This window comes from Bacillus sp. TCT6, assembly GCF_056033845.1.
This window is the reverse complement of record NZ_JBVYHX010000001.1, coordinates 2,609,899-2,623,153: the sequence shown is the minus strand read 5'-3', so window position 1 is coordinate 2,623,153 and position 13,255 is coordinate 2,609,899. Positions and strand designations below refer to the sequence as shown.

The window sequence follows — 13,255 nt, the reverse complement described above, 5'->3', positions numbered from 1 at the left end:
TTTCATTCAGTAGGGAGATAATTTCATACAAATAACTTGCGGCTCTATTTATTTTTAAAAATACCTCTTGACACCGAATCGAACTATATCGCATAATATAAAAAAATTAGATTGAAAATCGTTGAAGGGAACTAGTACATATGTCTTCTTGCGAAAGAGAGTGGAATTCACCGGCTGAAAGATTCCTCGTATAGAATATATCGAACCTATCCCTGAGTCTTAAATGAAAGTTTAGGCGTTCGCCTGCGTTATAGGCACCAAGTGGATATCTATGTATATCAATTAAGGTGGTACCGCGGAACAATGACCGTTTCGTCCTTTTTATTTTATTAAGGGCGAAGTGGTCATTTTTATTTTGCTCTTAAATACTTCATTGCAGCATTGATGAGAATAGATATAGTTACAAAGTGAATGAAGTGTAATTTATAAAAAACTTTGATTTTAGATTTGGGGGATAAAAAAGTGAAAAAACAACGAGTTGTTGTAAAGATTGGAAGTAGTTCCTTGGCAGATAGTCACGGAGGCATCTCTACAGAACAGCTTTCAGATCACGTTGCCGCATTGGCTCGGTTGAAAGAAGATGGGCACGAGGTTGTGTTAATTACATCTGGAGCCGTCGCTGCAGGTTTTTCAGCGCTAGGATATCCTAGCAGACCTGTAACGATTAAAGGGAAACAGGCTGCAGCAGCTGTCGGACAAAGTTTGTTAATGCAGGCGTACACCGAGGAATTCCGTAAATATGGCATCGTTACTGCGCAACTTTTGCTGACGAGAAGTGATTTTTCTAGAAAAGAACAATATAGTAATGCTTACGCTACGTTAGGAGAATTATTAAACCGCTCCGCTCTTCCAATTATTAATGAAAATGATTCCATCTCCTTAGAGGAGCTGACGTTCGGTGATAATGATATGCTGTCAGCTTTAGTAAGCGGGCTTGTTTCGGCGGATATGCTTATGATCTTTACGGATGTGAACGGGTTATATGACAAAAATCCTCAGAAAAATGCGGATGCAAAAAAATATTATTTTCTTCCTGAAGTTACGGAAGAAATTTCTTCTCTTGCAGGAGATGCTGGCTCAAAACTTGGGACTGGCGGTATGAAATCAAAAATCGATGCTGCAAAGACAGCGCTCTCTCTTGGTGTGAGTGTATTTATCGGAACAGGACGTGGACAGGAAAAGTTTGTAGATGTTTTGAAGGGTAAGGGTGATGGAACGTATGTTGGTAATGCTCCTCAAAAAGAAATGAAGATGAACAAGCAATGGATTGCCTTACATTCGCTTGTTAGCGGACAAATTGAAGTAGATGCTGGGGCAGCTACTGCCATCATTCAGCATGGTAAGAGTTTACTTCCAGCTGGTGTTACGAATGTATTAGGATTTTTCCAAGTGGGTGAAGTTGTAGAGGTTGTAACGCAACAAGGGCGCGTAATAGGAAAAGGACAATGCACATATAGTGCAGAGGAACTAAGAGATGTAAAAGGTATGCAAAGCCAAGATATTCAAGTAAGAGGCGAGAGACATAGTTATGAAGTCATCCATAGGGATCATTGGGTTTCACTTTAAAAAGGAGGAAATAAAAATGAATGAAGTGTTGGCAAAGGGGATAAAAGCAAAAGAGGTTGCTAGAGAGCTTGTGCTTAAATCTACAGAGCAAAAAAATGAAGCACTTTCCGCAATAGCTGATCAGTTAATATTAGAAACAGCTTATATTTTAGAAGAAAACAAGAGGGATATTGAAGAAGGTAAGGCAAAAGGATTTTCTGATTCACTCCTTGATCGTCTTCTGCTAACTGAAAATCGTATTATTGATATGACAGAGGGGATTAAGCAGCTAATTGAATTACGTGATCCTGTAGGAGAATGTGTAAGTGCATGGGAAAGGCCAAATGGACTATCTATTCAGGAGATGCGCGTACCACTTGGTGTTATAGGCATGATTTATGAGGCAAGACCGAATGTAACAGTGGATGCAGCTACAATTTGTTTGAAGACAGGAAACGCAGTCATATTACGTGGTAGTTCTTCTGCTATTCATTCTAATAAGGCCATCGTTGCCGTTATTCACAGAGCGCTCAAACTAACAAGCTTACCTCAAGAAAGCGTACAGCTTATAGAAGATACAACGCGAAATAGCGCGAAGCAGTTGTTTACAATGAAGGATTATCTAGACGTTCTTATTCCAAGAGGTGGCAAACAATTAATCGATACTGTTGTGAGAGAAGCGTCTGTTCCAGTACTTGAAACAGGTGCGGGAAATTGTCATATATTCATTGATGAAACAGCAGATAAACAAATGGCGTTTAATATTATTATAAATGCAAAAACACAGCGTCCATCTGTATGTAATGCAATTGAGACGATTGTACTTCATGAGAATTGGGCAGAGCAATATGGTAGCGAGTTGTTTTCTTCCTTGAAGGAAAGAGGAGTGGAGCTACGTGGTGATAATAAAGCAGTGGCGATTGATTCTTCTATCTTACTTGCGACAGAAGAAGACTGGGAAACTGAGTTTTTATCTCTCACACTAGCAGTGAAAGTGGTTTCCACTGTTGAAGAAGCGATTCATCATATAAATACGTATGGATCTATGCATTCTGAAGCAATTATTACTGAAAACGAGGAAAACGTCAGCAAGTTTTTTACTTCTGTAGATGCCGCGGCACTTTATCATAATGCATCGACTCGTTTTACAGATGGATCCGAATTTGGATTCGGAGCGGAAATTGGTATCAGTACGCAAAAATTACACGTAAGAGGACCAATGGGGCTTCCAGCATTAACTTCCACAAAATATGTAATTCGTGGAAATGGACAAATTCGGAGCTAAGAATAACAAAAGACATCCAATTTAATTGAGATGTCTTTTGTTATTATAATATCCATTTACCATACAAAAAGCCCTACAAGCATAGCGCTTAATAAAGAAACAGCCATCCCGCTAACAAGAAGCTTCCAAACATTTTTACCGATGACTGATGATTTTTCCCCGCCAAATAATGAATTGTAAGTTCCGTAAATCATACCTACTGTACTAAAGTTAGCAAAAGAAGCTAGAAATGTTGTTGCAACCGCAACCGTATGCGGTTGTAGCGACTTTAAGTTTGATTTTAAATCCATCATTGCAACAAATTCATTCGTCGTTATTTTGATCCCCATTAATTCAGCTACATACATAGCATCACTGCCTGATAAACCGAGTAAAAATGCAAAAGGACTAAAGATAATGGAGAAGATTTTTTGGATTGTTAACCCCGTTACAAAAAATCCTAAAATCCCATTTAAACATGCTGTTAAAGCTACATAACCAATTACCATAGCTAAAATAACGATAACCATATTCATCCCAACTAACATACTGTTTGAAATAGTAGAAAAGAAATCCTTTTTTTCATGTTTTGAAGGTGTGTAAACAACGTCTTCTTCTTTCGAAACTTCCACAGGATTTAATACATTGGCTAAAATTAATGCGTTAATACAGTTTAATGGGATTGCGCTGAAAATATATGTTGCTGGAACCATTGATAAATAAGCACCAAGAATGGATCCGCTAACGCTACTCATACTCATAATTCCAAAAGTTAATAATCGATTTTCTTTTAAAACAGATAATTGATCCCGAACAACCGCAAGTGCTTCGGTGTTTCCTAAAAACATCATTTGAATCGAAAAGAAACTTTCTAACTTTGGTAAACGAGAAATCTTTGAAATAACTGCACCTACTTTATCAATAATCCAAGTTAAGATTCCGAAATAAGAAAGAATATCGAAAAAAGTAATAACAAAAATGATAGGAAGTAACGCACTAAAGAAGAAATCAATGTGCTGACTTTCCATAGCTGAAGGAAATGCAAATCGAATACCTTCATTCGCACATGCTAGTAGCCAACTGAAAAATGACGCAATTTTATTAATGATAATACTGCCGAGCTTTGTGCCTAACATAAACCACGTAATAAAAAGCTCCAATAGGATGAGAATTACAATTGGTCTCCATTTTATATGTTTTTTATTAGGCGAACATAAGAAAATGATTAATATGACAACGAAAATCCCTAACATATTCAATATGAAATACATGTCAACAACTCCTTGAGAGTTATTATTTGTATATAAAAAAGCATCTATTCTTCCAAATTTGGATTATGATTAGAAGTTATGAAGCATGTAAGTTATGTTAGGAATCAATGTATTTTAATTTGCTTTATTTTGAGCAATCGTAGTAATTATCGAACAATTAGCTGTTTTCAATTGTTTTGTTGGATATTAAACGTATGCGATTTTAAACATCGTTTATTCCGGATTAACGAGCAGTAAGATTTTTACCTCAAAATTCAAGGAAAGCAAAGAAGTGAGGTGGGGATGGGCTGCCCGCAAAATCCCGATTGGTAAGAGCTGATTAAAATTTCACTTTATAAATAAGAACGGTGAGTTGGCCATGAACCTTGAAGTTTCCGAAGCTGTATAATTTGTCCTGTATGATAAGCATCATGCAAAAGGATATTCATATATTGTTGCCAAACTGGTAGAGAAGGACTTAGTTGATCTAGTTCTGCTTCTTGAAGGGCGGTTAATGAAGATTGTAAGGCATCATGTACTTGAAGCGTTCGCTTTACGGTTTGCTGCCAAGCGGCATCATCATTAGGTCCACCTTGGATAAACGTCTCATCATTATTTTGTGGAGCAACAAATGTGTCGTCTTCATGTAAGCGGGAAAGTAGGCGTTCTTTAAAGATTAATAAATGGTTCACATTTTCCCAAATCGTATTACTGGCAGCACCTTCTGGTTGCCAACATGCTTGTTCAACCGTAAGATTCTTTAACGCTTCTGATATTGGTGGGTACCATTCTTCTTCGTAAAAAACTTGTTGGACTCCATTTTGCAACATTTCTTTTCTTCCCATTCGTATAGCCTCCTGTTCATTTTTCTTCATAAAACCAATGCTCTTTTCTCTTCAATAAACCTTTTCTATAGTTGCACAAGAGGGTGAAAGACAACTTATAACAGAGCCATTAAAAAACTTCTTTTTAATATGATACTTAATAATCAAGGCTTTAATTAAGTCAGAATGAAAAAGAGTATAAACCTTTCTCTATTTGCTCATTGATTAGAGTTTTTTTGAAGTCGCAAAATAATTCTAAAAATATAGAAGGTTAAATTCGATAAAAATAGAATTTAATATATAGCAAACAAGGAGGGGATAAAAATGGAGGTCTATCACATAACGAGTAGAAAGAGGGAAACTTATAACGTTCAAGTGAAATATTCGATACTTTTCGAATGTGCGCTTGGCATTGCAGCAATTACTCATAAGAGGTTAATTGATACACTTGAAAAGAGTCAAAATGAATGGGAAGAAATTAAGAAATCATTAACAGAAGAAATGAGAGAGCACTTACAATTTGTCGAAGAAAATAATACGTGGAAAGCATTGCTTCAGTTGTTGTATGAAGAAGACATACAGGGTGTATCGCAGTTTCATGCTAAAATCGATTCACTTTCAGAAGAAGATTTGAAGTATACATGCTTACCGTTTTTAGGGGAGAAATATGAGAAAAAAAGACGTTTAGCCGCAAGTAGAGATGGAACTGCAATACATGAGCTAAAGGAATTAACACATGATCATCATTTTTTCTCTACGTACATTCGCTTTATATGTGATGTAGATGTACAAGTGCTGAAATCTCATTTAATCGCTGTAATGACAGGGTGGTATGAGAGTGTAATTAAGAGTGAGGAAGAAGAAATACTTTCTATATTAAAACGAGATTATGAAGCAAAAAATGAAATGAATAAAAAGATGAAGCCGGAAGAGTTTGTCGAGTGGGCGACTGGCGGAGTGAACTATATGCCAGAGCCAAGTGTTCATCACGTACTTCTTATTCCGCAAATGACGTACAGACCGTGGAATATTGAAGCAGATATTGATGATACGAAAGTATTTCATTATCCAGTTGCGAATGAAAGTATTCATCCTGAAGATCCGTATGAACCGAATTATTTTTTAGTTCAAAAACATAAGGCTCTTGGAGATGAAGCGAGATTGCGAATTGTAAAAATGTTGTTTGAAAAAGAACGTACATTACAGGAAATAACGGAAAGATTGCAACTCGGTAAATCGACTGTACACCATCATTTGAAATTGTTACGTGCAGCGAAGTTAGTTGATATACATGACGGAAAATATGTATTAAGAAAGAAAGCAGTACAGTCTTTAGCGAAAGAATTAGATATGTTTTTGAATAGATAATTAACAACGAGAATGTACATAAAGGGAGGAATATAAAAGAAAAGTTGGTGTGTGAAATTGAAAAATATATTGAAAAATCGTTCGTTCTTTTTTATGTGGATTGGTAGTGCAATCTCTGAATTAGGAGGGGCTTTCGGAACGTTATGTAATTCAATTCTAGTATATGAGTTAACAGGATCAGAAATGGCTTTAAGTAGTATGTGGTTATTATATTTCATCCCATCACTCATACTGCAATTAATCAGCGGCCCATTTATTGATAAATGGAGCCGGAAGTGGATTATGATTTTTTCACAATGGATACGAGCGTCCGTATTTTTATTACCTTTGGTGATGCTAGTTTCGGGTAGTATAGAAGTTTGGCACATTTATGTTGTTCAAATTGTAGTGGGACTTATTACACCACTTTATACACCTGCAAGTCAAGCAATTACACCGAGCATTGTAGGGAAAGAACAACTTCAAGATGCAAATGCGTACATTGATGGAATGACTCGCCTTATGATGTTTCTTGCGCCAGTATTAGGCGGAGTAGTCATTCATTTCATTGGAACAGAACTTACATTATCTTTCGTATGCATTTGTTTATTTGTTAGTGGTGCTTTCTTACTTTATATAAAAGAAAATAGAACGTCGCAACCTATTCGGAAAACGCGGCTTGGACAGTTTCTTCACGGTTTTACATATTTTTTTACAAAACCAATCATCGTTTGGCTCGGTATATTTCTTACTTTCGTGCAATTTGGAGTTGGGGTAACGATGGTTACAAATCTTCCTTATATAAAAGACGAGCTGTCAGCGGGATATGCGGAATTTGGTTATTTTATGGCCGGATTCCCACTTGGCTATGTAGTTGGATCTATACTAGTCGGAAAAGTAACATATAAAAGCAGGCGTATACTTATGCTTGGAGGATTGTTTATCGGGGGACTCACATACATTTCGCTAGGTTTTAACCACAGTATTGTAATGGCGGTAATAATTGAAATAGTTGCAGGTGTTTGTATTGCATTTTTCAATGTTTATAACACAACGATATGCCAACAATCAGTTCCGAACAATATGATAGGACAAATATTTTCGGTGCGATTATTTTTCATACGATCCGCTATGCCGTTAGGTGTGTTAGTAGGGGGCATATTGAGTGAAATGTGGGGAGTAAGAGCACTATACTTTATTATCGGTTCAATTATATGTGTCACTTCTTTAATCGGAATCTTACTCCCATATTTCAAATTTTTAGATGAGGCGATAGAAGAGAAAACAGCATAATTCGAAAAATTTAAACTTTATAATTGAAAATAATTATCATAATCAACTATAATAGTAGTATTCGTATTACAATGAAGGAGTGGGATATATGTTTATCGAAACGAAAACATTTACAGTAAAAGAAGGTACATCAAATATAGTTGTAGAACGTTTTACTGGAGAAGGTATTATTGAAAAATTTGAAGGCTTTATTGACTTAAGTGTTCTTGTGAAAAAAGTAAGACGCGGCGACGAAGAAGTAGTCGTTATGATTCGCTGGGAATCTGAAGAAGCATGGAAAAACTGGGAAACAAGTGAAGAACACTTAGCTGGACATAGAGCGGGCCGTGGTAAACCAAAACCAGATCATATCATTAATGTGGATCACGCAGTTTATTATGTGAAATCATCAAAAGCGGCTTATCAGCAGTCGTAATATACAAGCAGAGGATACATGTTGTAGAAGCAATCATGTATCCTCTTTTTTATTACTGGGGGGATGGGAATGATAGAAAAACTTGCATTCATTACATATGAACAACATAAAAAATTAGTGCAAACAATAGTAGCGGAAGTCTTATCTATGGAAAAGGTAAATGGATTCATGCTAATTGGATCTGTTGCAAGAGGCGATGCATATCCTGAATCTGATTTAGACTTCTATATTCTTTTAGAAGACGGACAAAAGAAGAAATTTCATTCTGAAATGAGAGAAGATATTTTAGTTGAATATAAGGGTGCAGATTTTAATCAAATTCAAGTAAACTTTAAAAACAATCCGATGGAACTATACTCATTTCTAGAAGGGAAAATTTTGTTTGATAAAAGCGGTGAGTTAAAAAAGTTAAAGGAAATAGCTACATATGAATTTGAAAACTATCGTGTTTCAAGTGACAAAATGAAGGGCATTTCTCATTGGTTGCATAGTTCGCTTATTAAAATTCAATCTGCTTTAAAAGCAAATGATGAGTTAAAAGCTTCATACTTAGTTCATACGTCAACTTGGACATTGTTAGAAGGGATATGGGCTATTAATAATAAGCCAGTACCGCCAGCGGGATCTGCTTTAAGGTATATTCAAACGTTGCCGAATAAGCCAATTCATTTAGATGAGTTACTTAATAAGCTATTTTTAGGTGATACAACAGAGCGCATCCCTTCAGCAATTTTCCTGGTTGAGTGGGTTCTACACAATCTGGAAAATAAATAATGAGACTATTTTATATAGGTACATTAATATTTCACGTCGAACGGTTTATATAATTGCAGTCATAAAAAACGTTCTAGGCTATGGAGAAAAGTATTAGACTTATAAAGCATAGTCTTAGACGGAACGCTTGAATATCTTACCTTGCATATTTAAGTGTTATGAAAATGAGTCTACATACCCTCTGCTTAAAAGGAGATGAGTGAATGAAGTTAAATCATTTGAATTTATGTGTTGATGATTTATCAGAAGCGAGACATTTCTTTGAAACATTTTTTGATTTTCAATTTTTGGAGCAAAAGGGAAAGGCACTAGTAGTGATGAGTGATGAAAGTGGATTTATACTTGTGCTGAGCGATCCAAAAGCATTTAAGGGAAATAAGGAAGTTATGTATCCTGAAGCTTTTCATATTGGTTTTTTAGTGGATACTTCAAATGAAGTTGATCAAGCGTATAATCGTTTAGTAGCAGGCGGCATTGAAATAGATAAGGAACCTTATTCGATGCGAGGTAGTAGTTATGGTTTTTATTTTACAGTATTTAATGGCTTATTAATTGAAGTGTCTTGTCTTGATTATAGAGAAGGTAAGAAAGTTTCAAAGCTTAATAGTAATCATCAAGAGTAATCATTTGAAGGTGTATAGAATTTAAGTATGTATCATATTAGAAGACGGATTAAGAAAGTTTCACTGTAAAGTAAAAAAGACAGACTAATAAATAGTCTGTCTTTTCACATTAATTCTTCACATCATCATAAAGTTCAAGCGCCTCTTTCACATTCAATCCATTCTTCACAATGCCATGTATCGCTTGAATCATCGCAGCTGGGTGCTCGGATTGCCATATGTTTCGGCCCATGTCTACTCCAATTGCGCCTTCTTGCAGCGCATTGTACGTAATGTTTAATGCGTCTTCAATTGAATCTAGTTTTGGGCCACCTGCGATGACGACTGGGGCAGGGCATGTGCTCGTTATTTTTTCGAATCCTTCGCAGTAATACGTTTTAATAATATCAGCACCCATTTCAACACATACGCGGGAAGCAAGTGCTAGAAAGCGAGCTTCACGTTTTTGTAATTCTTTTGCGACTGCGGTAATGCCGAGTACGGGTAGGCCGTAATCGTGAGCTTCAGAGACTACATTTGCGAGATTCGAAACAGTTTGTGTTTCATAGTCTGATCCGACAAAAACAGAAACGCCAACGCCAATTGCGTTTTGCTTCACTGCTTCTTTTACAGGTGTAACAATTGTTTCATTCGCTAAATCTTTACCGACGACAGTAGCGCCGCCAGATACACGCATAACCATCGGTGTGCTGCAGTTTTCAGGAATACAGGAGCTAAGTACACCACGCGTTAAAAAGAGGGAGTCTGTATAAGGAAGTAAGTTTTTTACTGTTTCAAGTGGTTGTTCTAGTCCGTGAATTGGTCCTAAGAAATAACCGTGATCTATTGCTAACATAACCGCTCTACCATCAGGTAAAATTGTATTTAATCGATTTTTAAATCCCCAAGTCATTCCAAATCACTCCTTCGTTAATGTTGGATTTTCCGTTTGTACAGTATCTTTATTTGGTAAATGTGGTGACTTAATAAAAACAGCTTTAAAAGGTTTGTCAGAATGGTTAATAAGATAGTGAGATTCATGAGGACGAACTTGCAGGACATCACCTTGTTTAATTGGAACTCTTTCATTATTCACATAGAAATCTATTTCACCTTCTAATGCATAAAAGACCTCTTCGCACGTCGTATGATAATGGTTTTGAAACTCCTGGCCCGGTTGAATGACAACAAGGCCAAGATCAATATTTGGACCTTGTATTAAATATTTCGGCCCGTTATCACCGAAGCGATAGGAGAAGTCATTTTCATTCGCTTTTAACATACAGTTCACTCCTTTATGTAATGTGTTACAGTGCACCAGGCGCAATCCACATATGTGAGGTGAGCCCTTTATCAGCTAAAGCGAGCTGACTGTCATATACAGTTTTCCATGTTTCATAGAACTCTTTATATAGTTCGTGATTTTCAGTAACTGGTTCGAATGTTTGCTCCCACTGTACAAACTCTTCGGCAGTTTCTTCCATAGATGAATATATGCCAGCACCAACTCCAGCAGCAATCGCAGTTCCTAAAGCAGCTGCTTCTTTCACAACAGGTACTTTTACAGGAATACCGAGTACGTCTGATAGAATTTGTGGCCATAGTTTTCCTTTAGCGGCACCGCCAGCAAAAATAACTTCAGAAGGGAATGTGCCAGTTAGATTTTTTATTAATTTTAAGTTTCCAAGTGTAATGAAGGCTGCATTTTCTTCAATAGCACGAAACAGTTCTTTTTTTCCGCATTTGTCAGCGTCTAAACTTAAATTTAAAAAAGAAGGTGCGGCATGACGCCAAGAAATGTAGTTCATAACGTTTGAAAAAGTAGGGATAATGCCATGTGAACCGACAGGTACGTCTTTCGCTTGTTCTTCTAGTAATTCATAAGCATCTACACCGAGTTTATCAGCAAGTTTCTTTTCTTCTTGGCAAAAAGCGTCTCGAAACCAGCGCATAACGAGACCTGGGAAAAAGGCGATTGTTTCATATTGCCATAGGTTCGGAACAACGTGACAATTTACTCGAATCGCAGCATGTGGATCTGTTATTGGCTCAGTAACATTCACTTCTTGTTGCCAAAAGCTACCCCCGCATATTAACGTTTGATTCGGTTTCACGATTCCTGTTCCGAGCGATGCCATTTGAGCATCTCCACCCCCGGCGACGACAGGAATCCCTTCACGTAATCCAGTTAATGCTGCACACTCTTTTGTAACGTTGCCAATTACTGTACCAGCTTCATTTACTGTTGGTGAAAATGGCAAAGATAGACCGCACTCCTTAGCGACATCGTTATCCCACACTCTATTTTGTAAGTCAAAAATACCTGACGTGCATCCGTTTGAGGGATCAATTTGTAGTACGCTGCTTAGTTTATATAAAATCCAATCGTTTAACATTGTAAAAGAGTGAATATTATTATAGACGTCGGGTTCATGTTTTTTTATCCAGAGTAGGCGTGGTAAAGCACCTAATGAAAAAGTTTGACCAGACTTTGTATATAAATCTTTTTCAAGATGTGACCGAATTTCTTTTAATTCACTAACTTCGACGGATGCGCGCCCATCAACATTTGCACACGCCCATATTTCTTGCCCATCTTGATCATATAAAACAAATCCTTCTCGCATACTTGTAGCGCTAATAGCAAGAATAGAAGAGGCAGGAGTGTTGCTTTTTTGAAGCACCTCTTTCGTACATTCTTGTACTAGCTTCCAATTTTCTACTACATCAAAGTTCATAGAGCCTGGATAACGAAGGTCAGATTTGTGAATCCATTCTTTTTGACTTACTGCAATTTGATTACCATGTAAATCAAAAAGAACTGCTCGAATGCTCCCTGTACCAGCATCGAAAGCTAATAAATGGGACATTAACAATCACCATCCTTTCGTAATAAGGAGAGGGCAGTTTCCTCATCGGTAATTAATGAATGAATAAACTTTCCTTTTAAGGCACCATAAATTGCATCTATCTTTTCAGTACCTCCAGCAACACCGACGACATGCTTCATATTGCGCAAAATAGAGAGGGGCGTGCCAATTAGACGATTGTGATGCGAGAGCTCTAATAAATCGCCATTTGTATTATAAAACTGACCTAAAATATCGCCAGCACCGTTTTGACTACGAATATATGTCATCTCACGTAGTGTTAATTTTTCTTCTTTTACAATCGTAGCGTCTTGAGATAATCCCCCAATACCGACAACAGCCGTATGAGCAAGTGAAGCGACTTGAAGCATATCTTTTACACTCGGTTCTGATAGAATACTTTGTGCCATTTCGGTTGTAGACGCTAGAAACGGCGTAGGGATAATGTGAAGTTCGCCTTGCATGTAGTGTAAATAGTTTTGTTTTCTCGGGAGATAGTGATTTACCCCGCCTGTGAGCGTTACGATTGAAAGGTTGATAGAACTTTCAAAATGAATGTTTTCTAGCATTTTGCTAATTGTTTCTCCCCAGCCAATACCGAGTAAATCGCCTTGCTGGAGATGAGTTTCTAAATATTGTGCAGCAGCTTTTCCGAGAGAAGCGTGATAATTGTTTACTGGGGTAGGGATAATAAAAGCATCTTTTAAGTGGAATTTTTTCATTAGGTCACGCTCAATACTTAAACAGTGCAAACCAGTCCCTTTTACGTGAAATGTAACGATACCTTCACTCCGCGCTTTATCTAATAACCGGACGACTTTATTTCTTGAAATATGAAGAAGTGACGCGATCTCCTGTTGTGTTAATTGGTCTTTATAATAGTACCAAGCTACTTTAGTTAATAAATTTTCTTCAAAGTTCAGCTGAGTCATACTCTTCATCCCTTTCAACAATTGACCACAGCTTAAACATATGTACCATATATTTTGTTTATTCCAGTTGAAACGATTAATAGTACGTAGAAAAAAGTGTTCTAGATATAAAAAAAGGAATATACAATGCTACAAAACA

13 protein-coding genes and 1 other annotated feature are annotated in these 13,255 nt (G+C 36.8%); of the genes, 7 read left to right on the top strand and 6 right to left on the bottom strand.

All coding sequences use genetic code 11. From position 1 onward, the window contains the following. Positions 1-112: 112 nt before the first annotated feature. Positions 113-323, top strand: a binding site (T-box leader). A gap of 139 nt (positions 324-462) precedes the next feature. Then, complete coding sequence (gene proB / locus AC0ONG_RS13430) at positions 463-1,566, top strand: glutamate 5-kinase (RefSeq protein ID WP_000744802.1); 1,104 nt, start codon at positions 463-465, stop codon at positions 1,564-1,566. Between the two features lie 16 nt (positions 1,567-1,582). Beyond that, positions 1,583-2,830: a glutamate-5-semialdehyde dehydrogenase gene (locus AC0ONG_RS13425; RefSeq protein WP_098437068.1), complete on the top strand. Its 1,248-nt coding sequence runs from the start codon at positions 1,583-1,585 to the stop codon at positions 2,828-2,830. A gap of 56 nt (positions 2,831-2,886) precedes the next feature. Here the strand turns inward: AC0ONG_RS13425 and AC0ONG_RS13420 are convergent, their stop codons facing one another. Together AC0ONG_RS13420 and AC0ONG_RS13415 are read right to left on the bottom strand one after the other, a co-directional pair. After that, positions 2,887-4,080, bottom strand: a complete 1,194-nt coding sequence (locus AC0ONG_RS13420; RefSeq protein ID WP_000273596.1) for a NupC/NupG family nucleoside CNT transporter — start codon at positions 4,078-4,080, stop codon at positions 2,887-2,889. Between the two features lie 332 nt (positions 4,081-4,412). Continuing rightward, the gene (locus tag AC0ONG_RS13415; protein ID WP_000532733.1) at positions 4,413-4,904 is read right to left on the bottom strand and encodes a DinB family protein; all 492 of its coding nucleotides are present in this window, start codon (positions 4,902-4,904) and stop codon (positions 4,413-4,415) included. Between the two features lie 303 nt (positions 4,905-5,207). Between AC0ONG_RS13415 and AC0ONG_RS13410 the strand changes: the two genes are divergently transcribed. The 5 genes from AC0ONG_RS13410 to AC0ONG_RS13390 all read left to right on the top strand — a co-directional run bounded on the left by AC0ONG_RS13410 (position 5,208) and on the right by AC0ONG_RS13390 (position 9,335). Then, positions 5,208-6,251 carry an ArsR/SmtB family transcription factor gene (locus AC0ONG_RS13410; protein WP_016077529.1) on the top strand — a complete coding sequence of 348 codons (1,044 nt, stop codon included), beginning with the start codon at positions 5,208-5,210 and terminating at the stop codon, positions 6,249-6,251. A gap of 51 nt (positions 6,252-6,302) precedes the next feature. Further along, the gene (locus AC0ONG_RS13405; RefSeq protein WP_086398345.1) at positions 6,303-7,523 is read left to right on the top strand and encodes an MFS transporter; all 1,221 of its coding nucleotides are present in this window, start codon (positions 6,303-6,305) and stop codon (positions 7,521-7,523) included. An 88-nt stretch (positions 7,524-7,611) separates the two neighbouring features. Next, positions 7,612-7,938 carry a heme-degrading monooxygenase HmoA gene (gene hmoA, locus AC0ONG_RS13400; protein ID WP_000469496.1) on the top strand — a complete coding sequence of 109 codons (327 nt, stop codon included), beginning with the start codon at positions 7,612-7,614 and terminating at the stop codon, positions 7,936-7,938. Between the two features lie 69 nt (positions 7,939-8,007). Continuing rightward, positions 8,008-8,712 (top strand): nucleotidyltransferase family protein, encoded by a 705-nt coding sequence (locus AC0ONG_RS13395; protein ID WP_000570640.1) that lies wholly within the window; start codon positions 8,008-8,010, stop codon positions 8,710-8,712. 203 nt (positions 8,713-8,915) lie between these two features. Beyond that, the gene (locus tag AC0ONG_RS13390) at positions 8,916-9,335 is read left to right on the top strand and encodes a VOC family protein (protein ID WP_000773081.1); all 420 of its coding nucleotides are present in this window, start codon (positions 8,916-8,918) and stop codon (positions 9,333-9,335) included. Between the two features lie 109 nt (positions 9,336-9,444). Here the strand turns inward: AC0ONG_RS13390 and lsrF are convergent, their stop codons facing one another. The 4 genes from lsrF to AC0ONG_RS13370 are packed head-to-tail and all read right to left on the bottom strand — an operon-like array spanning position 9,445 to position 13,116. Beyond that, positions 9,445-10,227, bottom strand: a complete 783-nt coding sequence (gene lsrF, locus AC0ONG_RS13385) for a 3-hydroxy-5-phosphonooxypentane-2,4-dione thiolase (protein WP_000219772.1) — start codon at positions 10,225-10,227, stop codon at positions 9,445-9,447. Between the two features lie 6 nt (positions 10,228-10,233). Continuing rightward, on the bottom strand, positions 10,234-10,596 hold the full coding sequence (locus tag AC0ONG_RS13380; RefSeq protein WP_000909986.1) for a cupin domain-containing protein: 363 nt from the start codon (positions 10,594-10,596) through the stop codon (positions 10,234-10,236). 25 nt (positions 10,597-10,621) lie between these two features. Then, positions 10,622-12,184: an autoinducer-2 kinase gene (lsrK, locus tag AC0ONG_RS13375; RefSeq protein ID WP_000018812.1), complete on the bottom strand. Its 1,563-nt coding sequence runs from the start codon at positions 12,182-12,184 to the stop codon at positions 10,622-10,624. Further along, positions 12,184-13,116 (bottom strand): sugar-binding transcriptional regulator, encoded by a 933-nt coding sequence (locus AC0ONG_RS13370; RefSeq protein WP_000192709.1) that lies wholly within the window; start codon positions 13,114-13,116, stop codon positions 12,184-12,186. Before AC0ONG_RS13370 ends, lsrK begins: the two co-directional genes overlap by 1 nt. Between the last annotated feature and the right edge of the window lie 139 nt (positions 13,117-13,255).

What these genes read in the sequence shown, in the direction of transcription:
- AC0ONG_RS13425 (WP_098437068.1), top strand. Translation starts at nt 1,583, where the DNA reads ATGAATGAAGTGTTGGCAAAGGGGATAAAAGCAAAAGAGGTTGCTAGA.
- AC0ONG_RS13420 (WP_000273596.1), bottom strand. Translation starts at nt 4,080, where the DNA reads ATGTATTTCATATTGAATATGTTAGGGATTTTCGTTGTCATATTAATC.
- AC0ONG_RS13415 (WP_000532733.1), bottom strand. Translation starts at nt 4,904, where the DNA reads ATGGGAAGAAAAGAAATGTTGCAAAATGGAGTCCAACAAGTTTTTTAC.
- AC0ONG_RS13410 (WP_016077529.1), top strand. Translation starts at nt 5,208, where the DNA reads ATGGAGGTCTATCACATAACGAGTAGAAAGAGGGAAACTTATAACGTT.
- hmoA (WP_000469496.1), top strand. Translation starts at nt 7,612, where the DNA reads ATGTTTATCGAAACGAAAACATTTACAGTAAAAGAAGGTACATCAAAT.
- AC0ONG_RS13395 (WP_000570640.1), top strand. Translation starts at nt 8,008, where the DNA reads ATGATAGAAAAACTTGCATTCATTACATATGAACAACATAAAAAATTA.
- AC0ONG_RS13390 (WP_000773081.1), top strand. Translation starts at nt 8,916, where the DNA reads ATGAAGTTAAATCATTTGAATTTATGTGTTGATGATTTATCAGAAGCG.
- lsrF (WP_000219772.1), bottom strand. Translation starts at nt 10,227, where the DNA reads ATGACTTGGGGATTTAAAAATCGATTAAATACAATTTTACCTGATGGT.
- AC0ONG_RS13380 (WP_000909986.1), bottom strand. Translation starts at nt 10,596, where the DNA reads ATGTTAAAAGCGAATGAAAATGACTTCTCCTATCGCTTCGGTGATAAC.
- lsrK (WP_000018812.1), bottom strand. Translation starts at nt 12,184, where the DNA reads ATGTCCCATTTATTAGCTTTCGATGCTGGTACAGGGAGCATTCGAGCA.
- AC0ONG_RS13370 (WP_000192709.1), bottom strand. Translation starts at nt 13,116, where the DNA reads ATGACTCAGCTGAACTTTGAAGAAAATTTATTAACTAAAGTAGCTTGG.